Here is a 22625-nt window from a genome sequence, read left to right on the forward strand (position 1 = left end):
TTCTTATCAAAAAAATAGACCTCATTTCCTGTAAGAAATGTTCGTCATTTTTTTGATCAGAACAGTAGCGGAAGGAGAAACCGTAGACTCCTACGGAACAGAACGAGTCTGAAGACATTGAAGTGGCGCACTTCCACTTCAAGGGCTGAGGCCGTTCCCGTGGAAAGCGTAGGTTTCTCCTGGAGCGGTGCACATGAGCTTAGTTCTAGATGACTTTCGATGAAAAGGTTTAATGAGATAAGATGGCAGAGCTAGATTAGCGCGAGTACTCTCGCGGTAAGCGAGCCACCATTTTCGGGAGCGATATCCGAAGAACGAATCATGAGCCGGCCTCTATTTTCTTCATCGATGTAATTTACACATAAGCAAGGACTCTATCTATGAAGATTCTCAGCGCGATCCTTTTCATGCCATAATCCAGTCATATTTGCCACGTACTGAACATAAAAACGAAATGGGTAGACATTCCCATTTCGTTTTTTTAATGCCATCTCCAGATGATAATTTAAGAAAATTATGTGAAATGCAAAAATATAAAGACCTGGTACTAACAATAGGTATACACTTATTGGTAAAAGAAGGTTATGAGAAGGGAGTGGGTGCGGTGAATGAGGAAGAGAAGAAAAAGCAGCTTGAACGAATGGATACGGCAATAGACGAAATCGTCATTTTATATAAAGAGAAACGGATTTCTCTTTCAACTTTTGTAGACGTGAAGAAAAGCTTTGAAGAAAAAAAGGTCTCTCTTCTGGTAGAAAATAAAGCCGTGGAAATCAAAGAGCCTGTCATCAATTCTGAGCAAAAGCCTACTCCGGTTCAGCGAGAACCAGTAAAGAAGGCGCCGAAGCCAGCGCCACCAAAACCATCCATTATTAAAAAAGAACGTTCACCCGAGGAGAAGCGCAAACGTCGGCTCACCTATATTCTCACTTCTGGCGTGGCCTTGCTATTACTGGGCGGTGTGCTACTGGCATTGACCAATTGGCTCGTCTTGCAAGCCACAACAAAGGTCTTCCTCATAAGTGGTATTGCGCTTGTATTTGCTGGTATGAGTTATCTAGCTCATCGATTAAAAATTAAGCAAACAATGCTGGCTTTTCTCATGCTATTTGCCTTTTTTGTTCCTATTGTGTTTTTCTCGATTAGTTATTATGGTATTTTCGGTTCATATTTGTCGATGGGTGGGGAAGGAAGTATGCTGTTTGCAGCTCTTGCCTCTCTCACGTGTGCAGCACTTTATGCGTTTCTTTATAGTATCGAAGCTCATCGTGTGTTTCAAATTGTAACCCTTGTGGCTACAGGTGTTACTTCACTCTATGCGGCAGGCTTTATTGCTTCGACTGTTGAAGTATATGTGCTTATTTTGGCAGTATTTGTTTTCGTTCAACTTTTGCTTTGGAGGCCTATAGCAACGAACCGCTATGTAAAATCCTATCGATCCCTTTTGCCGTGGTTTGTGCTTTCACAGCTACTGTTGGTGGCACTCATACAGATGATATTATTTAATTGGTCTAATCTAGGATTTTTTAATTATATGCTCATTGGTACCTTATTTTTTCTATTGGCATGCAGGCATGCACCGTATCGGGGATTATCAATTCCTGCCGTTCTAAGCTTTTCCATTGGCTTAACTGGGTTTATTTTCACTGCTGAGTACATTCAAGCCTATATGTACGCCATTGTAGTATTGGTACTTCCTGCTGCTTTATATAGTGTTTGGATGATAGAACGTCGTTCAGAACGTGGCGCTATGATCTATCTGCCGGTGCAGATTATGTTTTATGTGTCGGTTGTTTTTACCCATCTATTTGGTCAGATCATGCTATTAGTTGAGAGTACTACACCTAATTTATATTTTTTAACAGTTTCTGGTGCAGCACTGTTGCTTTTACTAAGTGGATGGCAGGCTAAGAAACGACTGGCCCTCTTCTTCTCGTATTTACTTAGTTTCTATACTGTGTGGTTTTTGTTTGTTTTCTACGTGCCTGATTTAATCACCCGATCTATTATTGTATCGATTCTCTTTTTAGGAGCGTATGCATTAACTGTTTTTGCTAAGAAAGTGGACACGAGGCTTATTCGAAATCCTGTTAAGCTTGTTGCTGGTATTTCCTTTATCATGGTTGTGTTAGAGCTTGGTTCTGAGCAGGAATGGATTTACACAACCGTGCTGCTTGCTGTGATGTCTGTGTTATCATCACTCTTTGCTCTATATGAGCAGAAGTCGTTTAAAAAAGTGACTGGGATAGCTGGTGTATCAGCTCTGTTTCTAGCTACTATTACTGGGTACTCAGCTTTTTGGGGAACGAATGTATCTTCATTAAATATGCCACTAGAATGGGCAAATCATTATTTGGCGGCATCAGTCCTGCTAGTAGGTATGTACTTTGTTTATAAGCGATTACAAGGTGTGTTCATCGCCAATCTATCATTTATTGGTGGTGGCGCGCTATATCTTATCATGCTCTTCCAAGTGATGACTCATTATTCTTTGTTTTCAACTGTTTTTCCAGAGTTGCTCACCTTACACGCAATCGCTGGGTTAGGATACTTTCTCCTTGCTACGCTAGTTGTTTTTAAGAAAAAGGAGTTCTATTGGGGCGTATTTGCATTTAGTTTATTTGTATATTTAAGCTTCCTACATTATCCTTTTTCAGACTCACCACTTATATATTGGCTGGTTTTATTGTTTGTAGGAGGCATTTTTTCTGTAATGGGTCGTGCCATGAAGAAAAAAACAGCTTACGGAGGAAAGGTTTTCTTTATAAATGGGCAACTACTTGTAATCATCGTCTCAATCATTTATATGCCAGCCATCTATGTAGAGGCACTTTCTCCACATGGTTTAATGATTCCAATGGCCTTTTTACTTGCAGAGATAATTAAGCCTTTAGAAAAGCGGATACGTACGCTTCAGAGTATTGCCTTTGCTGTATTACTTTTACTCCACAACATGATTTGGTTTGACCATCTAAGCTTTGTGACTATTTCGGATAGCTTATTATTGACGGGCGGGCTCATTTTGCTTAGTACCATGTGGAGACCAATTTCCTATCAATCAAAAGCCTTACTCGTAAGCCTTGGAATGTTAAACACGTATCCACTTGGCATTATGGCTGCTGAAGCTCAGGAGTATGGATTGGTTAAAATTGCGATTGTCCTTATCATCTCAGCAGGCACGATATATTACATTGAAGAAAAGTGGAGAAAAGATCTGTACAGTTTGATTCCGCTCCTACTTGCCAGTCTAGTTGTAGTAACTAGTTCGGTTGAAACATTGGTTTCGGTTATCTTATTGATTTTGCTTGCTTTTGCGACAAAGGCAGCAGGTGTTCATTATATTGGCTGGTCTTTATTTAATCAGAAACGGTTTAATGTCTACCAGCTCACTAGTACAATCTTAGTACTAACGGCAAGCATTCAATTACGTGTAGATACCTCCTTTTCTACCGAGGTTGAGTTGGTTATGGCTACAGTGTTGTTTGCCTATCTTCTCTTATTATTTGCGAAAGAGAAAAATCAACATATTCGATATGTTAAAGCGGCATCCATCCTAATTGGATTTTATTATCCGTACCATTTGTTCATCTCTCTTGTACCGGTACCGGATGAATTTATGAGTTTTGTATATATCGTTCCTTGTATTCTATTGGTGAGTCTACTATTACGACTTGTTTCAAAGGATCAGTCCTGGAGACAGCCTGTTGAGATGGTTGTGGTGGTTTTTGGTTTTATAGGAATGAGTCTGTCAACCCTTGCAAATCAGACGCTTTATGGAAGTCTCACATTAAGTATTTTAGCCATTCTTGCCATCCTTGCTGGCTTCTACTTAAAATATGCTGCTTATTTTGTGACCGGTACAGTCGCCCTATTGGTGAATACACTTTATGCAACCAGGGCCTTTTGGGCAAGTGTGCCGTGGTGGATTTATTTGATGGCTGGCGGTCTGATCTTAATTGGTTTTGCTACGTACCAAGAGCTTAAGAAACGTGAGGAAGATACGACAATGGGCGATCAATGGCGACAGTTCATTTATCGCATTAAAAACTATTTTAAAAATTGGAACTAACTAGCTTAAGAAAAATAGTACACAAAAGAAAAGGTATCAACGTTACAGGGAATCAGATTATTCTGGTTCTCCTTTTTTGGTTTGGTAGGATAGCCCGTTGCCTAGCGATTAGGAGAGAGGATTTTTAATTACTTTTGTTAGATGAAGATTGGGTTTAGGAACTTGACCATTTATATAGCAATCAAAAAACTACGAACATATAATATCGCGAAAGGAGTGATAAAATGGAAGATTTATTGAAGGAAATACACGATAAGATAAACCATAAGAAGAAGGATCATGATAAGAAAGATCATGACAAGAAAGATCATGACAAAAAAGATCACAAGAAGAAAGACCATGATAAAAAATGTCATGATAAGAAATGTCATGAAAAGAAATGTCATCATGATAAAAAGTGCCACGATAAAAAATGTCATGATAAGAAGCCTATGATCATTAAACGTTGTTGTGAGAAAAAACATTGCCATAAAAAGTGTCCCAAGCATTGTCATAAGCATTGTCATAAACGCAGTTACAACAACTCGATTCAGTACTTTAGAAGGTCCGTGAGCAATGGATGCATGAATAATTCTTGCTTCGAATTCCCTGAATCCTAATAATGCAGGCTAGGACAAATATTATCCGAACATGGCCTAGGGCTGTGTTCGGACTTTTTTTTAAAAGAAGTATGGATGGAAATATTCTTCTATTACCTAGTATATTCTCGTTTTGTTAGGCCTTTTTCGTATAGAATAGACTTATATCACATAAATAAAACGGTTAAAGTGTAATAAGGGAAAAATGTTGATAGGATGTGGAGCGATGAAGAAACGAATTGCGATTGACATGGATGAAGTGATTGCTGATTTTATTCCAAAACACTTAGATAGGTATAATCAAGAGTATAATGAGCAACTCACTGTAAACGACCTTCAAGGTTGTACGCTGGAGTCTTTACGCCCAGATTTAGAAGATGTCATTAAGGGATACATAAGGGAACCGAATTTTTTTAGGGATTTAAAGGTAATAAAGGATAGTCAATCAGTTATTGAGGAGTTAAGCTTTTTATATGAGGTATATATCACAACAGCAGCTATGGAATATCCCACCTCATTCACTGCAAAGTACGAATGGTTAAAGGAGCATTTTCCTTTTTTAAGTGATATGAATTTTGTCTTCTGTGGTACGAAGAAAATAATTCGAGCCGATTATCTTATTGATGATAACACCAAACATTTTAAAACATTCGAGGGTCAAGGATTGTTATACACAGCACCCCATAATGTACATGAGACAGGTTACGTTAGAGTGAATAATTGGCAGGAGATCAAATCGTTTTTTTCTAAAGAGGACAAGTAGAACTTTGCTACACACCTGATTTTTTATAGTATGTATATACAATATCTGGTACACTTTTCTTTGAGGGGAGAGTTTACATACAGATGAAAAAAATTAGAATCTTGTCTATCCTTGCATTTGTCATATTAGCCTTTACTTTTTTTGCCCTTTTAGTTTCCGTCTTCACCATTGAGAATAATGAAACCGTTCGAGCAGGTCTGGTTGATTTATATGAACAAGACCCTAAAGTACAAAGAGATATTATGGCAGGGACGGACTCTGCGACGATTGATGAATTTGTTGATGAATCTATACAGATCTTTAAATCTGTTAGCATCATTTTGGCCGTTATGACATTTGTTTTGCTACTAATCATTGGTATTGGTTTATTCCTACAAAGACGATCACCAAAGACTTCAGGTATTCTCTATGTTGTTACTGGAGTTATTACTCTATTAAGTGTCATTCTTCCAGTTCTACTTATTCCCGCAGGCGTTATGAGCTTTAGACAGGCAAAAAACCAATCACAGAAGTTCAACGGATGAATGAAGAAGTGATTTCTCTATTTGCGGGTATGGGGGCAGTCATCTGTTTCGTCATTATTCTTCTACAAATTTTACTGGTCTTTGGAAAGCCTTATGGTGCACTAACTATGGGAGGGAAGTATAGAATTCTTCCGCTTCCTTTACGAGTAGCGAGTGGTATCTCAGCCATTATATTAGGAACCGTGGGCTATCTTCTTTTGCAACAAACAGAGATCTTACCAAAATTATTACCTTTCGAGCTCTCGAGAATCATTCTTTGGGCATTTACTATTTTCCTTGGTGTAAATGTCCTAGCAAATATTGCTTCAAAGAGTAGATGGGAACGAATCATTATGACTCCGCTGGCACTTATCCTTTTTGTTGTTTGTTTAGCCGTTTCTATCTATACATCTTAAATTGAAGAAGGGTGTGGTCAAGTTGAAAGTGAAGCTGGATATGGTTGGAATTGTAGTGAAGGATATGAGAGCAGCATTAGATTTTTACCGGGTACTTGGATTTAATATTTCCAATGATTTAAATGATGAACCTCATGCAGAAGTAAATCAGGACGGTGTTAGATTAGCTTTTGATACTCAGGAGATTGCCAGATCTGTGTATGGGTCATGGGATGAACCAACTGGACATCGAGTGGAACTTGCTTTTCTCTGCGAGAGTAGTGAGGAAGTAGATAGGGTCTATCGTCTAGTGACTGAGGAAGGTTATGAAGGCCATAAAGAACCTTGGGATGCTGTCTGGGGGCAACGCTATGCCATTGTAAAGGATCCGGATGGTAATTTGATTAGTTTCTTTGCATGACTTCACATTATTAAAGGAGGTGTGTCACATGTTGAGAATCCATCAAATGTGAACGCTTTATTAATTTATCTTTTTTGACAGCTAGAAAATGATAAAACCACCAAAAAAGATAAATGAGGAGAATGTTTATGAATATCAATCAGATTGAAAAACAAGTAGACACTAAACAACAAGAGGTTCAATTTTCGGGAACTGTATATGCCAAATTAGGGGAGCAGGAATTTTTGAAGAGCTATGGCTTAGCCAATCGTTCTGAAGAAATCAAAAATACAGGAGATACCCGATACGGTATAGCTTCTGGCTCTAAACCCATTACTGCAGCAGCAGTTTGTTTGCTTGTTGAGCAGGGGAAACTTTCATTTGATTCAAAGCTACAGGATTATCTTGCTGAAGAATTTCCTAACTTTGATAAAGGAATCACCATTCATCACTTGCTGACTCACACTTCAGGTATTCCAGATTATTTTGATGAAGATGTAATGGATGATTTTGAAGAGCTCTGGGTGAAGCATCCCATGTATTTAATTAGAGAGTTAAAGGATTTCTTACCTCTTTTTCAGAATGAACAGATGAAATCAAAGCCGGGTTCTGAGTTTCACTATAATAATGCAGGATACATTGTGTTAGGACTTGTTATTGAAAAAGTAAGTGATATGGCATTTAGTGAGTTCGTTCAAACATATATTTTTGATAAGCTTGGAATGCGGAACTCTGGTTACTTTGAATTGGATGCACTTCCTAAGAATTGTGCAATAGGGTATTTGGAGAAGCCTGACGGTGGATACCGGACGAACGTCTATTCATTACCTGCAAAGAGTGCTTCTGATGGGGGCGTCTTTGTTACGGTGGGTGATATGATGAGCTTTTGGGAAGGTTTGATTGCTGGAAAGCTGTTTAACCAAGAGTTAGTCAGTGTATATCTAACTCCCCATGCTACAATAGACAAAGATGATGACTTTTATTATGGGTATGGTCATTATATTGAAGCGAATGAAAAGGGGATTAACAGACAAATTCTCATGGGATATGATCCGGGTGTGAATTTCAGAGCTGTTTTCTATCCTGAGTCTGGATTACGTGTGATTGTTTGCTCTAATCTCTCTGATGGGGCGTATGATATGATTACAGAGGTTCAATCTGTTTTGAAATAAGGTATCAATTTTAATAAATAAAATGAAAGCAGTACTACTCTTCAGTGGTACTGCTTTTTGGTGAGTAGATTACTTAGAAGTAAGCTTCGGCGTCGCTCCCGGAATGGGGCACGCTTTCCGGGGGCGGGCGCTGATTACCTATCATCACCTGGTCAAGTCCTTATTATTATGTAAATAGTAGTACCGATGCCTACCCAAAAACAAGCGGACACAATTGGCGGGCCGACACATATTTAAACAAAAAACAGCCTCACTCCTTAGATGGAATGTTGGTCATTTGTTTCATCGGGAACATGAGCGGAAGGAGAAACCGAAGACTCCTACGGAACAGAACGCGTCTGAAGCCCTTGAAGGAGTGATCTTCTCCTTCAAGGGCTGAGGCCGTTCCCGTGGAAAGCGAAGGTTTCTCCTGTAGCGGTGTAAATGAGCTCATTTCTAATGACCTTTTCAGTGAACTCTATAATAAGGTTCAATGAGATAAATCAACGTAGTCGGGTTATCTCATTAACTTGCCTCGGGTAAATGCCTCCAATTTTGGGAGCGACAGACGAAGAAATGAATTATGGCTTTGTCCATAAAACTTCCAGATTTATTAACACATAAACATTCAACTAACGTAGCCAAAAAATCTTGTGACTCCCTGTGAGGCTGACTTACGGGTGCCATATATTTTGGGTGGAGCGATGTTGCTGCAGCTCTTTTTTGTATCATAAAGTGTGGATACATCATATGGTACATTAGGCTAGATAAAGAGGGAGGAGTATGTGTGGATAATTCCTTCAAGTCAGGAGCGTTGTTATTCATTGTCGTTATTATATTTGGGTTATTCGCCATTGGTGCTGGCAAAGATGATGATACGGCAGGAAGCGATGTAATTCTTACTCAATAACAGGAGGCACTGTTTCCATGACAAAGGGAAATAATCATTTTGAGGGTATGTTTACAAATTACAGCCTCTCACCACAACAAATTGCTGTGGTGACGGGTATTTTACTAGATGCATTAGTCGTTCAGGCTGTTTTAGTGGACAATAATCAACGAGTAGAAATTGTATTGGAAGGAAGCCTAAATGATGGTGGTAAAGTAAACACAGTTGTTAATGATATTTATAATATGAAATTTGGTGAGATTTTTAATGGATTCACAAAAAAATAAGAAAGAATCTTACATTAACTAAAACCTTTAGAACCTCATGTTTTAATTTGTGGGGTTTTTTATTTTTTAAAGGAATAAAGCTGAGAAATATGGGTACATAAAGGTTATAGGTCTTACAATTAATAATAATAATTAAGATTCCCCTATTATTATTAGGGTATGGCTTGTATACTAAAAGTGGACGAGAAAAATAATGTTCTTGTCTCTAAAAAAGGAATGTTCTGATGAATACAGTATCTGTACAAGCTGAAATTGCAAGTTATGTAGGAAAACTGTTAAGAGATAACTTTGGCAAAGGACCATCGTCTGTATATGTCTCTATAAAAAAACCATATATCACTATGCACCTAAGAGAGTTTCTATCTCCGATGGAGCGGGTATTAATGTCGCAGAAAAAAGATCTTAAAGTGGAAGAGATTAGAGACCTGTTAATGAATGAACTTTTACCTGAGATCAAAGCGATGTTAAATGCAAACCATCATCTAAATGTAACTGAGCTTTATTATGACTGGTCACTACATAATCGCTCGGGCATTATTGTTGGTATTTTTGATATAAATGATACCTCGGTTGATACGGCAGATGATTATCCGAATAAAGCAGCCATTCATCGTGAAATCGATCAGGTAAGTAAACAAGCAGAAAGACTCCCCGATTCAGTTGATTCATGGTTTCTTAATGACAGAACATTAGTTGTAAAGAGATCAGGAATTCTTGTACGAATTGAGAAGGAACTTATTCGCTCGGGATTCGAAGAGCCATTAAAATTAACTAAAAGACATCTAGAAAAAAGTCTGCTTGAAACTGGGGATTTTAACGATATCTTTAATGCTGAGATCATGGATATCTTTGTCGATTGGGACTTTCAAGAGGATATTAGTTACATTATATTTATTTTAAAACCAAATAAGAGCCAAGGTAGCAACGCTTCAGACAATTAGAGCTGATCGTAAGCCGAAAGGGATTAACCTCCTTTTCGGTTTTTTTATTTGAAAAAGGAGAGAGATACGATGAAATATCTTATCGATACAACGCAGAAACTTATACACAGATCCTCTTTCGTTCGAGATGCTTGTGAGTATCACACTACAACGTTAGAAAGTAGAGAAAGCACGCATGATGAAGCTTATGTTGAGAAGCTTATCAAACATCAGGACTACTCAAAATGTACTCAATGCTATTCAAGCTTTTTTAAAGGGTAACCTACCTACATATGATACACTAAGTGTAAAAATAACCCATATGGAGTTGAGTATTTGATTACACTTAATGAATATATGTTGATGCGACCATTAAAAAGTGAGGATATGAAAAGATATTGGGAGCTTGCCTACAAGGAATCAAATCCTGAATGGAAGAAGTGGGATGCTCCCTACTATGAACACCAAGCACTTCCTTATGAGTCATTTTTAAAGGATGTAAGCAATCATTATATGGAGCAGCAGGATGTATTTGGTCTGTTTGTTGACAATATCTTAATTGGGACTGTTTCGTATTATTGGGAACATGAGCCTTCAAATTGGCTCGAGACAGGAATTATTATCTATGACTCTAGTAAATGGAATGAAGGCTATGGCACACCATTTTTAAAAGCATGGATTACCCATCTCTTTGAAACGCTTCCATTGGTCCGAGTAGGGTTCACTACGTGGTCAGGTAATATGCGGATGATGCGACTTGGAGATAAGTTAGGTATGACTTTGGAAGCTAGACTGCGAAAATGTCGTCTTTATCAAGGAACCTATTATGATTCAATACGTTACGGGGTGTTAAGGGAAGAGTGGAATAACATATGATACAATCATATTTACATAGGACGAGAATCGCTAACAGTATTTAGCGATTCTTTTTTAATACATGAGGAGGCGAGAGATATGGCTCTTGAAATGAAGAAAAATTGTCTACGTTGTGAAACTTTGCTTAAAAACCATTTATACGCCTACATTTGCGTTCATGAATGTACATTCTGTCCTGATTGTACAAAAGAGCTGAAGAATATTTGTCCTAACTGCGGAGGAGAGCTAGTAAGGAGACCTAGAAGACCCGAAAGAAAGATAGTCTAATGATCAATTTGTAAAGCTGGAGTATGACACATGTCATACTCACTGCATGATGGTTACTACTTACACCAGCTCCTAAGTTAGCTTATAGTTAGTTTATAAGCAAGTGATGGAGGGAGATGTAGTATGACTAATACAGATCACGCTAAGAAGACCAAGAAATTAACCCAGCAGGTTTTGAAATATGCTAAGGGTGAAAATAAAAATAGTATTACTCAACTACTAAATACGTTTATACCGTTTATCGCGCTATGGGTTGGTGCGTACCTACTCATGAATATCTCTTACCTACTTTCTGTGCCTCTTATTATCGTAGCGGCAGGTTTTTTGATTCGAATCTTTATTATTTTTCATGATTGTTGTCATGGATCATTTTTCAAAAGTAAAAAAGTTAATCTGATATTAGGAACAATTACAGGCGTAATTACACTATTTCCATTTACCCAATGGAAGCGCGACCACTCTATACATCATGCTACTAGCAGTAACCTTGATAAACGAGGGACGGGAGATATTTGGGTCTTTACCATTGAGGAGTATCAAGCAGCTTCAAGATGGGAAAAGTTGATGTATCGTTTATATCGAAATCCAGTCGTTATGTTTGGACTTGGACCTATTTATTTATTTCTGATTAAAAATCGCTTTAATCGAAAAGATGCCCCTTTGAAGGAACGTATGAATACGTACACAACAAATGCTTTAATTGTAGCCTTTGCTTTATGTACAATATTGCTGGTAGGCTGGCAGGCATTTTTACTTATTCAAGGCCCAATCTTCTTTATTTCAGGTATGTTAGGCATTTGGCTTTTTTATGTACAGCACACGTTTGAGGATACGTACTTTGAGGAAGATGAGAACTGGGATTACGTGAAAGCAGCAGTTGAAGGAAGCTCTTATTATAAGCTGCCACCATTGCTTCAATGGCTGACAGGAAATATTGGGTATCATCATGTCCATCATCTTAGTCCAAGAATTCCAAACTACAAGCTGGCAAAAGCTCATAATGAAACAGAGCAGTTAAAGAATATTCCGACCGTTACATTATTAACAAGTCTACAGTCCCTAAAGTTTCGTCTTTGGGATACCACTGAGAAACGTTTTGTAGGCTACAAAGCGTTAAAGCAAATCCAACAATCTAACTAGAAAATATTGTTTTAGCCATGATAGGATGATCAGTATGTTAGACAAAATCCAAAAATTGAATTTTCACACCTACAGTGGAATATCGCCCTATATATGGGCGGTATTCTTCATTCTGCCCTTTTATTATATATTTCAATTTTCGTTTGAAGTAAATATGATTTCAAGTGTCATTCTTACGATTAGTTTTTTTATTTTCTATCGAATTGCCTTCTTATCAAAAGGGTGGCTTGTCTATCTTTGGACATTTATTTTGATGGGGATTTCAACATCTACCATTTTTTTATTTGGATATACGTTTTTTGCCTTTTTTATTGCTTACTTTATTGGTAACATAAGGAATAAACGTTCCTTTTATCTTCTGTATATCTTTCATTTGGTGAGTACCTCATTCTCTATAAATTATGGAATAATCTACGCACCAAATCTGTTTTTACCTCAACTGGCTTTTGTCATTATTGCTTGGATTAGCGTCATTTTGCTACCATTCAGTACACATAATAAAAATGAACGGGATATTCTTGAAGATAAGCTAGAAGATGCAAATGAACAGCTTTCCGAGTTAATCAAACTTAAGGAGAGACAGCGAATTGCACGTGATCTTCATGATACATTAGGGCAAAGTCTTTCAATGATTGGGTTAAAAAGTGAACTTGCCAGGAAGTTGATCTATAAAGATCCACAAAAGGCAGCTTTAGAAATCAAAGAAGTACAGCAAACCGCTCGAACCTCCTTACATGAAGTGAGAAAGCTTGTTTCCTCCATGCGAGGTCTAAGACTTAGAGATGAGCAAATCTTGTCTGCACAGATGCTTAAGGCAGCTCATATTTCTTGGGCACGGCATGAAGAAGATAAAGACCTGATAAATAATATTAATTTGATTACAGAGAATATACTTGCTATGTGTTTAAAAGAAGCGGTAACAAATGTTGTAAAGCATAGTAACGCAACAGAATGTGAGGTATTTCTCCAGACAGATCATGATCAGCTGATTATGATAGTCCGGGATAATGGAACCTTCAAAGCAGGAGAGAATTATTTTGAAAAAGGTAATGGTCTCGCAGGAATGAAGGAGCGTTTAGAATTCGTGAATGGAAGCCTCACGATTGATACATCAGATGGAACGGAGCTCCGAATCCAAGTGCCTTATGATATAAAAATAATCTACAAGGATGAGAATTCATGATTAAAATCTATATAGCTGAAGACCAGCAGCTTTTGCTTGGGGCGCTTGAGGCTTTGCTTAACTTGGAAGATGATATGGAAATCGTCGGAAAAGGAAAGAGTGGACAAGAAGCTGTAGATTATGTTCAAAAGCATAAGCCTGATGTGTGTATTATGGATATTGAAATGCCAGAGAAAACAGGACTCGAAGCAGCAGAGGAATTAAAATCATCTGGTTGTAAATTGGTGATACTAACCACCTTTGCTAGATCTGGTTATTTTCAACGAGCTCTTCAAGCTGGAGTGAGCGCCTATTTATTAAAAGATAGCTCAAGTGACGAGTTGGCCCAAGCAATCCGTCATGTCATGGATGGAAAAAGAGTCTACGCTCCAGAATTAATGGATGATGTGTTTCGTGAAACCAATCCTCTTACTGAGCGTGAGAAAGCTGTACTATCACTGATCGCTGAAGGGAAAAGCACAAAAGAAATCTCGGTTGAGCTAGACATTAAGATAGGAACTGTACGTAATTATGTGTCAGTTATCCTCGAGAAGCTAGATGTAAAAAACCGAATTGAAGCCGTTACACATTCTAAGGAGAAGGGATGGTTTAGTTAATATGACCATGCTCTCCCTGTGCTTGATAATGGAACAAAATAAGGATAGTGGGTAAGGTCAACGATGGCTTTACCCACTATTTTCTTTTTAAAGTATAGGGGGAAGCGCATCCAGACCAGACCTTATTTCCCAAGCTCTTTTCATAATTTTTAAGAAAAGAAAAGTTGTTTAGTGTTGAAAGATATCGGTAACTAATGAATACTTATAGATAGGATATTGTAATCATTAATGAAATAGTGAGGTGAGTAGCAATGGCTGTTTTTGTGATGCTTCTGTTCATTGTTTTCCCTGCTATATTAATCGTTTTAAGTGTTCTTATGAAACGATATAGATATATCGTTTTTCTTCTTGCTATTTTGCTACCCGTATCATTAATAGCATGGAATTCTGATATGGAAACCATTCTTGTTAACTTGGATGCCATTGCACTTTATACGATAGCGTATTGTACAATCTGTGGCGTAACAATGATGATTTCAGCTAAGCTAAGAAACTCAATTTAATTGATATATATAGAAAAGGGAGAGATTACGTATGCATCAAATGAAAAGAATTGCGGTTTTTTGTGGTTCAAGTCAAGGAACAGATCCAATTTACATGGAGGAAGCTAAAAAGCTCGGTAGATTACTAGCTGAAAAAGGCATAGGTCTTGTGTACGGGGGAGCGCAGGTTGGTTGCATGGGCGCTGTAGCTAATGCGTGTTTAGAAGCAGGCGGCGAAGTAATTGGCGTGATTCCAGAAAAGCTAATGAATGTGGAAATTGCACATGGCGGACTAACGGAGCAACACATAGTGAAAACCATGCATGAAAGGAAAGCGATGATGGCTGATTTATCAGATGCCTTTGTTGCGTTACCAGGAGGAGCGGGCACTTTGGAGGAGTGGTTTGAAGTGTTTACATGGTCTCAGCTAGGCTATCACCACAAGCCGTGTAGCTTCTTAAATGTGAATGAGTTCTATAATCCATTATTCGAAATGCTTGAGCATACCATAGAGCAAGGATTTATGCGACCGGCATATCAAGAGCTAATTATTACAGCGAATGATTCAGAGCAGCTTTTAGAGAAATTACATCAATTCACACCACTTGAGGTTTCTAAGTGGGGGAACTAGGGCCGGACCTACATGAATAATACAGTCCTTCAAGAATTAGTGAAAGATCAAAATGAGGAGATGGTCACGGGTGAGTGAATACGTAGACAAAAGTCAGTGGCCTGTCTGGGCTGAAGAGCCAATTATTATAGAAGAGCCGACTCCAATGTGGCAGGTTATGGGTGAAGAAGAGAAGAAAAAGTTGTTTACATTACTAGGGGCATTTGCTGTTAAAGAGATTGAACATATCGGCAGTACGTCTATCCCTAATCTGCCTGCCAAACCCATTATAGATATGATGGCGAAGATAAAGGACTTTGGTCAATTAAAAGAAATCATTCAAGTGTTAGAAGAGTTCGACTGGCATTATGTGCCGCAAGATTTGGATCAGCGAGAGTGGAGAAGGTATTTTGTAAAAGTACATAATGACAAACGAGTCGCTCACCTACATCTAGTAAAAGAAGGAACGCAAAGGTGGGATGAACATTTGAAATTTCGTGACACTCTACGAGAGAACAAGAATGTAGTTCAAGAGTATGCGAGTTTAAAGAAGAGACTTGCTATTAAGTTTACAGATGATCGCGAAGCCTATACAGAAGCAAAATCACAGTTTATTCAAAGCATCATTAAGCAATAAGTTTCATTGCAGAATTTCATTTAACTACCACTTCGGATCAAGGGGGACCAAAATGAAGCAAGCAAATCTGTTTGAACGTTTACATATAACCCATCCTATTATTCAAGCTCCAATGGCAGGAGGTATTTCAACCTCTGAATTAACCGCAGCCGTCTCCAACCATGGAGGGTTAGGAATGATTGCAGCAGGATACTTAACCCCCGCGGAATTACTTCAGCAAATAAAAGAAGTAAAACAAAACACATCTAACTGGTTCGGCGTTAATATTTTTGTTCCAAGCGAATACGAGGTGGAGGACTGTGCTTTACATACATCTCGAACATTATTGGAACCGATACGCGAAAGCTTGCATCTTCAGCAGTCAGAGCCGACACTCCCTCAAGCGAACAGAGACCTAGCTAACTACCACAAACTTATAGATCTATTAATTGAAGAGCGAATACCTGTCTGCTCGTTTACGTTTGGAATTCCTTCCAAGGAGATTATCCAAAGACTAAAAAAACACAATATTGTCCTAATCGGAACGGCCACAACCGTCAAAGAAGCGATAGAAATTGAACGCATCGGTTTGGACATCGTGGTACTTCAAGGAAGTGAAGCAGGTGGCCACCGTGCAACGTTTTTGCATGCTGAAGAAGAAGGCTTGGTGGGTTTAATGTCATTAATACCACAGACCGTGAAACTCATAAACATTCCAATCATCGCCTCTGGTGGCATCATGGATGGGCGAGGACTGATGGCAGCGCGTTGCTTAGGAGCAGCAGCTGTACAAATGGGCACGGCGTTCCTCACCTGTGAAGAAAGCGGAGCATCTGATATTCACAAGCAAGCAGTGACAAAAGCAACGGACAGCCAAACAACACTAACTCGAACCTTTTCAGGAAAAAAAGCCAGAGCCATAAATAATACTTTTATCAGACTGATGCAAAGTCGAGAAAAGGATTTGCCAGCCTTCCCAATTCAAAATACGCTTACAAAACCGATCCGCACCGTATCATCACAACAGAATAACCGTGAATACATGTCCCTATGGTCTGGCCAAAGCCCAATGCTCGCTAGTATACAAACGGCAGAAGAGCTGATTGATAGAGTGATGCAAGAAGCAGAGGAGATTTGGAATGGGGTGTAAAGGAACAAATAAAACTAAATTAATTATTCTTGGAGTTGGACATGCGAATCAGTTAGTTGCACGAGAATGCCAACCAGCTGTATACAGAGCTTTTTTTGATAGAGTAAAACCAGATGTCATTGGGGTAGAGCGAGCACCATTAGAATTCGCTCGTTCTCATTTCTATGAATTTACGCACGAACAACAGCATTTAATTTTGCCTTATGCAGAAAAAAATGCATTAAGCTTGCGCCTTTTGATTGGAGTCCATCATCTAATGATCAATATCTAGTATGGGGCACATCGGATTTGGAGCAGCCTCCATTTATTAGAGAACAGGGAACGTATAAAGATTTTCTATTCTTTCCTCAGCCATTTACATATGAGAATGACTTTTTTTATTCTGAAAGAAAAGAAGGAAAAGAAGAAATAGACAGATGGATAGCGAATGAAAAAGCAGGAGAGGCTGATTTTCCACGAAGGCTTTTTCTATATCGAACATTCATGCAAGCGATGCATATCAAACAAGTAGCAAAAGAAGCTAGTGGAAAGGTTGTTTTAGTTGTTGTTGGTCATATGCACAAGCACGACATCGAGAACATCCTAAAAGAAAACGAAGATATTGAACTTGTACAGTCATCCAGTTATGGGTACCCTTCAGACCAGGAAATTAATAACAATATAGAACAAATGGATCGCTCCTTTATACTGGCATTTAATTTGTTAGGGGTGCAGGCAAGTCACGGGGTGGATTGGGACTGGATGAGAGTATTAATTGAGGAGTTTCAAGGAAACATCGCTGAAACTATTTTGTTTCAAACGAGACTAGATGTGTTAACTAATAAAATCACACCAGAAGCAGCCATTCATCAATATCAAACCGCTTTAGACAGTGTAGAAGATAACAAGCGGTTTAGCTTTCAAAGAGATGTTGAAGGTGATCGGGTAGATACATACTATGATCCATTTGGTGGTGTTTCAATAAAAATTAGACTATTCATAGAGCTAGCTAGGGAGTATTACAAGCTAAGTCATCTCCAAAGAGTAGAGGAATTAAAAGAACACATTCTTAATCTAGACGAAATGAATTCCTTAAAGAAGCTACAAATACAAGGATACTGGGAGAAGCATTTGCTGGGCGAATCATAATACGAAGCAAAGGCGGCGGTGAAATGAAGGTGAAAGAAGCAAAAGCAATCACTACCGAATGGGTCTTGAACTTTTCTAAAAAACACTCATCCTTTCATAGCGCATATTTAGCTGGCTCTATTGTAGATAGAGAGGAGGAAACGACCCTGCCTCCCAGCTCCGATCTTGACGTATTAATCATACTTAACCAAGAAGAGATTCCATTAAAACCTGGGAAAATTCGATTCCATCACGTGTTATTAGATGTAACTTACCTACCCTGGTCACAGTTTCATGAAATAGAGGGAGTTCTAAGCTCCTATCATTTAGCTAATAGTCTCAAACATAATACAATTCTTCTGGATCCAACTTATGAGTTACATAATCTCCAATTAGAGGTTGCTCGACAATTTCCAAAGAAGAAATGGGTGGAAGCTCGTTGCGAAGACGCTATGAAGCGAATCACGAATAACTTGAATAGTCTAACCCAAAAGAGTCAGTGGGCAGATCAAGTGATGGCATGGCTATTTGGCACAGGAGTGATGTGCCATGTATTGCTTATAGCAGGACTTGAAAATCCAACGATTCGATTACGTTATCTTACCACTCGAACACTTCTTACAACGTATCAGCAGGAGACGGTGTACGAGAAGTTACTTGACCTTCTAGGATGTAAAGAACTTGGAGCAGAAAGACTCTTAGAGCACCTTGACCATTTAGAGCAAACTTTTGATGCCGCGGTATCTCATGCAAAAACGCCATTCTTTTTTAGTTCAGACATCACAGCTGATGCTAGAGTTATAGCCATTGATGGCAGCCGAGAATTAATCGTCGCAGGAAATCACAGAGAAGCGGTATTCTGGATCGTTGCCACCTTTGCACGCTGTCATCAAATATTCAACGCAGATGCCCTAAACCTCAGCGAATGTTACAAGCAGTCCTTTCAATTATTGTTAGAAGACCTTGGCATTCATGACGTACACGATCTCGAGCAACGCTCAACAAGCGTGCGAGCCTATCTCCCCACACTAAAAGCAAGTGCGATGAAAATTATGGATGAGAATCCGAGTGTTATTGATGAGTAGGCGAGCAATAATGATCGGCGGTAGTTCAGGGATTGAAAGCATATAGATGAGGATCTGGACCAGTTAACCAAGTAAAGGATGATTAGATGGTAAAAGCAATCTTATTTGATTTTGATGGGACACTAGCAAATACGTTACCCTTATGCTTTAAAGCCTTCCAACATGTGTTTCAATCCTTTGACGAGATCGAACATACAGATGATGCGATTAAAGATATGTTTGGTCCTTCTGAAACAGGAATTATTAATAAAAACCTGAAGCATAAAGATACGTCACGAGCCATTGAATTGTACTATGAGACATATACGTTGAGTCATCAGGAACTTGTTGCAGAATTTCCTGAGATGCTCAATCTGCTTCAGGATTTAAAGGATAAAGGCTATCTTTTAGGTATTGTTACTGGTAAGGCTAGGAGAAGCCTAGAAATATCACTTGAAGCACTAAATATGTCAAGTTTATTTGATACAGTGATTACAGGAGATGATGTGATACAGGCCAAGCCTCATCCAGAAGGAATAGAATTAGCATTAAAAAAGCTGAAGATAGATAAAGAAGAGGTCATCTTTCTTGGAGACAGTGATGCGGATATCTTGGCAGGTAAGGAGGCAGCGATAAGCACGATGGCTGTTAATTGGCTGCCAGATTATCAAGCAACCTTTAAAGTGAAACCAGATCATTTACTCCAACATGTGGATGAGCTAAGAGCGGTTATTAAGTCCATTTAAGAGGAGAGGTAATGGTGACCGCAGAGAACTCAGGTAAATATAACTATATAATTAGGGAGCTTGCACTTCAACAGGACGATATAGCTCAAGAGGTTTGGCAGTTGCAAATGCAATCTTATAGAGTAGAAGCGGATCTCATTGGTTTAGACGATTTTCCACCCTTGCGTCAGACTTTAGCTGATCTTAAGCAAAGTAAAGAAGTATACTATGGCTGCCATGACCAAAATGTATTGATGGGTGTCCTATCATTAGAGTTTAAGAAGAACTCAATACTCATTACTAGAGTAATTGTTCATCCAACACATTTTAGAAAAAGTGTTGCTAAAGCACTTTTGCTTTTTGTAGATTCATTTAAAAGTGAAAGCATAATGGTTTCAACCGCATCTAATAATATACCTGCAATACAGCTTTACTTAAGCAATGGGTACCAGAAAATAAAAGAAGTACATATGCCTGAGGGAATCATCATGGCTACATTTATAAAATCATGTACGTAGATCGTAAGCTAATACACGTAGCAATGGCGAATGTGGTTATTGAAAAAGAAGATTTATATGATAGTGAATCTTCTTTTTTTTAAACAGACCTCATTTCCTTAGATAGGAATGTTGGTCCTTTGTCTGATCGGGAACATGAGCGAAGTTTTCTCCTGCAGCGGTGCAAACGAGCTCAATTTTTAATGACAGTGGCCTCCTCTCGAATGCGCAGGAATAGTATGAAATGCGCGAAGCCTCTGCCTCAGCTACTTCAAAAACCGTGTAAATATTAAACCGTATCATTTTTTCTAAATTTACGATTGACTCTCACGTTACGTGATAGCTTATCTTTGATCTTAAGGGAGGCGAGTCAGATGTTCAAAATAAAAGAGGTAGCCAATCTAGTTGGAATCAGTGTGCGCACACTCCACCACTATGATGAGATTGGGTTATTATGTCCGGATGAAGTAACTGAATCAGGTTATCGCTTATATTCTCAACAAAACATTGATGACTTGCAACACATTCTCTTTTTTAAAGAGTTGGATGTCCCTTTAAAAAAAATCAAAGAAATCATGAGCAGTCCTGAATTTGATCAAGAGGAGGCGTTAAAACAACATCGATGGATGCTTGAACAACGTCGTAATCAGATTGATCAAATGATTAATACAATTGAAAGGACACTCAGATTTAAGAAAGGTGAGATTTCTATGTCTAATAAAGAAAAGTTTATGGGGTTTGATTTTACAGGCTGGAATAAGCACGAAGGCGAGGCTAGAGAACGCTGGGGCGATCAGGTAGTGGATGCCGCTGCTGAAAACGTTAAAGGTAAGGAAAAAGAGCTTGGTGAAAAAATGAATCAAATTTACCTTGACTTAGCAGCCATTCGCCATTTACATCCAGGTTCAGAAAAGGCTCAGGCGGCAATTGGAGAATGGTTTACGTTTTTAAATCAAATTGGTAGCTATTCTCCAGAGGCATTTGCTGGACTTGGAGAGATGTACGTAGCTGATGAGCGATTCAAAAAAAACATCGACCAATTTGGTGAAGGATTGGCAGAGTTTATGCGTGATTCAATGAAGGAGTATGCAAACGGAAAATAAGCAAGACGTCTAATATTTGATCAAACAAGGTTAAACCCACAAGAGTTATTCCTGTGGGTTCTTTTAAATCATTCCTGATACAGGAACCTGAGTGAATGCTGTCGAAACATAAGTGTAAGAGAAAGAAGGGATTAGTAACAGAGCGGAGGGAAGTATGTATTTAAAAAAGATTAAACTACTGCGTGAAAAAATTTCAAATAGTCGGGACTATCCTTTCTCCATTTCGAGTATTAAGAATTTGGATGAACTGAATCTAACGAAGGCTGTAACCTTTTTTGTAGGTGAAAACGGATCTGGAAAATCGACATTGTTAGAGGGGATTGCCGATAAGTGTGATTTTAATGTGGCTGGTGGAGGAAGGAGCAATATATATGATGTACATGCCTCACAATCAGCCTTGGGGGACTATCTTCGTTTAGGTTGGATGCCTAAGATCGGAAATGGCTTTTTCCTGAGAGCGGAATCCTTTTACCAGTTTGCTTCACATCTGGATCAATTAAAGCAGGACGATCCATCATACAATTATGATCGCTATGGAGGTCGTTCTTTGCATGAACAATCTCATGGAGAGTCGTTTCTCTCTTTATTTAAAAATCGTTTCGAAGGCAAGGCGCTCTATTTACTCGATGAGCCAGAGGCCGCTTTATCTCCAGCTAGACAATTAGCTTTTTTGAGAGTGATACATGACCTAGCAACTAAAAACGAAACACAATTCATTATTGCTACGCATTCTCCCATCTTACTTGGATATCCAGATGCAGATATCTATAGCTTTGATGAGCATCATATCGACTTAATTGATTATGAAATGACAGATCACTATCAGATTACCCATTACTTTCTCCAGAATCGAGAAAGAATGCTCTGGGAGCTTCTAAAAGAAGAGACTTGAAAAGAGTCTCTTCAATTATGCCTTCCAATAAGATAAGTCCATGCTTATGTTAAAAATAGTATTGATTCTTCGGCTGCCGCACCCGAAAATGGGGGCACGCTACCGCGGGAAGGCAATAAGATAACCCGACTACGTCGAGTTATCTTATTGAACCTTTTCATCGAGGCCACTGAAAAAAAAGCTTTATATGATAGTGAATCCTCTTATCAAAAAAATAGCTGTCATTCCCTTAAATAGAAACGTTCGTTATTTGTTTGAACAGAAAGTAGCGGAAGGAGAAACCGTAGACTCCCTCCAGAAAGGTTAATCTAACAATGGTTTGAGGCAGATATGACTAGAGAAAAATATATTTTTATAACGTG

26 protein-coding genes are annotated in these 22625 nt (G+C 38.6%); 25 read left to right on the forward strand and 1 reads right to left on the reverse strand.

Annotated elements, in window-relative coordinates; genetic code table 11:
* Positions 1-604 precede the first annotated feature (604 nt).
* Entirely contained in the window at positions 605-4069 is a 3465-nt protein-coding gene (locus tag FN960_RS14130; protein ID WP_143849372.1) for a hypothetical protein, read from the forward strand.
* Positions 4070-4302: 233 nt separating this feature from the next.
* On the opposite strand, the gene FN960_RS14135 is transcribed toward FN960_RS14130, so the two are convergent.
* Positions 4303-4539, reverse strand: coding sequence for a hypothetical protein (locus FN960_RS14135; RefSeq protein WP_143849373.1), 237 nt, complete (start codon positions 4537-4539; stop codon positions 4303-4305).
* 334 nt (positions 4540-4873) lie between these two features.
* Between FN960_RS14135 and FN960_RS14140 the strand changes: the two genes are divergently transcribed.
* From FN960_RS14140 to FN960_RS14250, 24 genes are all read left to right on the forward strand, one after another.
* On the forward strand, positions 4874-5410 hold the full coding sequence (locus tag FN960_RS14140; RefSeq protein ID WP_143849374.1) for a 5' nucleotidase, NT5C type: 537 nt from the start codon (positions 4874-4876) through the stop codon (positions 5408-5410).
* An 83-nt stretch (positions 5411-5493) separates the two neighbouring features.
* A complete protein-coding gene (locus FN960_RS14145) occupies positions 5494-5934 on the forward strand; it encodes a DUF4064 domain-containing protein (protein WP_143849375.1) in 441 nt (146 codons plus the stop codon).
* The gene (locus FN960_RS14150) at positions 5931-6329 is read left to right on the forward strand and encodes a hypothetical protein (RefSeq protein ID WP_143849376.1); all 399 of its coding nucleotides are present in this window, start codon (positions 5931-5933) and stop codon (positions 6327-6329) included. The genes FN960_RS14145 and FN960_RS14150 overlap by 4 nt, the downstream gene beginning before the upstream one ends.
* A 22-nt stretch (positions 6330-6351) precedes the next feature.
* Complete coding sequence (locus tag FN960_RS14155; RefSeq protein WP_143849377.1) at positions 6352-6729, forward strand: VOC family protein; 378 nt, start codon at positions 6352-6354, stop codon at positions 6727-6729.
* A 128-nt stretch (positions 6730-6857) separates the two neighbouring features.
* On the forward strand, positions 6858-7880 hold the full coding sequence (locus FN960_RS14160; RefSeq protein WP_143849378.1) for a serine hydrolase domain-containing protein: 1023 nt from the start codon (positions 6858-6860) through the stop codon (positions 7878-7880).
* A gap of 766 nt (positions 7881-8646) precedes the next feature.
* The gene (locus FN960_RS23225) at positions 8647-8769 is read left to right on the forward strand and encodes a hypothetical protein (RefSeq protein WP_260682014.1); all 123 of its coding nucleotides are present in this window, start codon (positions 8647-8649) and stop codon (positions 8767-8769) included.
* Between the two features lie 17 nt (positions 8770-8786).
* On the forward strand, positions 8787-9035 hold the full coding sequence (locus FN960_RS14165; RefSeq protein ID WP_143849379.1) for a hypothetical protein: 249 nt from the start codon (positions 8787-8789) through the stop codon (positions 9033-9035).
* Between the two features lie 224 nt (positions 9036-9259).
* Positions 9260-9976: a Na-translocating system protein MpsC family protein gene (locus FN960_RS14170; RefSeq protein ID WP_143849380.1), complete on the forward strand. Its 717-nt coding sequence runs from the start codon at positions 9260-9262 to the stop codon at positions 9974-9976.
* A gap of 336 nt (positions 9977-10312) precedes the next feature.
* On the forward strand, positions 10313-10831 hold the full coding sequence (locus tag FN960_RS14175) for a GNAT family N-acetyltransferase (RefSeq protein WP_438799888.1): 519 nt from the start codon (positions 10313-10315) through the stop codon (positions 10829-10831).
* 78 nt (positions 10832-10909) lie between these two features.
* The gene (locus FN960_RS14180; RefSeq protein ID WP_143849381.1) at positions 10910-11098 is read left to right on the forward strand and encodes a DUF1272 domain-containing protein; all 189 of its coding nucleotides are present in this window, start codon (positions 10910-10912) and stop codon (positions 11096-11098) included.
* A gap of 123 nt (positions 11099-11221) precedes the next feature.
* Positions 11222-12238, forward strand: coding sequence for a Delta(5) desaturase DesA (gene desA / locus FN960_RS14185; RefSeq protein WP_143849382.1), 1017 nt, complete (start codon positions 11222-11224; stop codon positions 12236-12238).
* 34 nt (positions 12239-12272) lie between these two features.
* Positions 12273-13421, forward strand: a complete 1149-nt coding sequence (locus tag FN960_RS14190) for a sensor histidine kinase (RefSeq protein ID WP_143849383.1) — start codon at positions 12273-12275, stop codon at positions 13419-13421.
* Positions 13418-14017 (forward strand): response regulator transcription factor, encoded by a 600-nt coding sequence (locus FN960_RS14195; RefSeq protein WP_143849384.1) that lies wholly within the window; start codon positions 13418-13420, stop codon positions 14015-14017. The genes FN960_RS14190 and FN960_RS14195 overlap by 4 nt, the downstream gene beginning before the upstream one ends.
* Positions 14018-14268: 251 nt before the next feature.
* Positions 14269-14520 carry a hypothetical protein gene (locus FN960_RS14200; protein ID WP_143849385.1) on the forward strand — a complete coding sequence of 84 codons (252 nt, stop codon included), beginning with the start codon at positions 14269-14271 and terminating at the stop codon, positions 14518-14520.
* Positions 14521-14560: 40 nt separating this feature from the next.
* Complete coding sequence (locus tag FN960_RS14205) at positions 14561-15130, forward strand: LOG family protein (RefSeq protein WP_143849414.1); 570 nt, start codon at positions 14561-14563, stop codon at positions 15128-15130.
* 70 nt (positions 15131-15200) lie between these two features.
* Positions 15201-15746, forward strand: a complete 546-nt coding sequence (locus tag FN960_RS14210; RefSeq protein WP_260682015.1) for a GrpB family protein — start codon at positions 15201-15203, stop codon at positions 15744-15746.
* Between the two features lie 52 nt (positions 15747-15798).
* Positions 15799-16875: an NAD(P)H-dependent flavin oxidoreductase gene (locus tag FN960_RS14215; protein WP_143849387.1), complete on the forward strand. Its 1077-nt coding sequence runs from the start codon at positions 15799-15801 to the stop codon at positions 16873-16875.
* Positions 16865-17146, forward strand: a complete 282-nt coding sequence (locus FN960_RS14220) for a hypothetical protein (RefSeq protein WP_143849388.1) — start codon at positions 16865-16867, stop codon at positions 17144-17146. The genes FN960_RS14215 and FN960_RS14220 overlap by 11 nt, the downstream gene beginning before the upstream one ends.
* A gap of 17 nt (positions 17147-17163) precedes the next feature.
* On the forward strand, positions 17164-18003 hold the full coding sequence (locus FN960_RS14225; RefSeq protein WP_143849389.1) for a hypothetical protein: 840 nt from the start codon (positions 17164-17166) through the stop codon (positions 18001-18003).
* Positions 18004-18026: 23 nt separating this feature from the next.
* Positions 18027-19067 (forward strand): hypothetical protein, encoded by a 1041-nt coding sequence (locus FN960_RS14230; protein WP_143849390.1) that lies wholly within the window; start codon positions 18027-18029, stop codon positions 19065-19067.
* An 86-nt stretch (positions 19068-19153) separates the two neighbouring features.
* Positions 19154-19792 carry an HAD family hydrolase gene (locus FN960_RS14235; RefSeq protein WP_143849391.1) on the forward strand — a complete coding sequence of 213 codons (639 nt, stop codon included), beginning with the start codon at positions 19154-19156 and terminating at the stop codon, positions 19790-19792.
* Positions 19793-19803: 11 nt separating this feature from the next.
* The gene (locus tag FN960_RS14240; RefSeq protein ID WP_143849392.1) at positions 19804-20289 is read left to right on the forward strand and encodes a GNAT family N-acetyltransferase; all 486 of its coding nucleotides are present in this window, start codon (positions 19804-19806) and stop codon (positions 20287-20289) included.
* Positions 20290-20642: 353 nt separating this feature from the next.
* A complete protein-coding gene (locus tag FN960_RS14245; RefSeq protein ID WP_143849393.1) occupies positions 20643-21371 on the forward strand; it encodes a MerR family transcriptional regulator in 729 nt (242 codons plus the stop codon).
* Positions 21372-21525: 154 nt separating this feature from the next.
* A complete protein-coding gene (locus FN960_RS14250) occupies positions 21526-22263 on the forward strand; it encodes an AAA family ATPase (protein WP_143849394.1) in 738 nt (245 codons plus the stop codon).
* Positions 22264-22625: the final 362 nt, after the last annotated feature.

It is taken from the genome of Alkalicoccobacillus porphyridii (assembly GCF_007293315.1).
GTDB lineage: Bacteria > Bacillota > Bacilli > Bacillales > Bacillaceae_D > Alkalicoccobacillus > Alkalicoccobacillus porphyridii.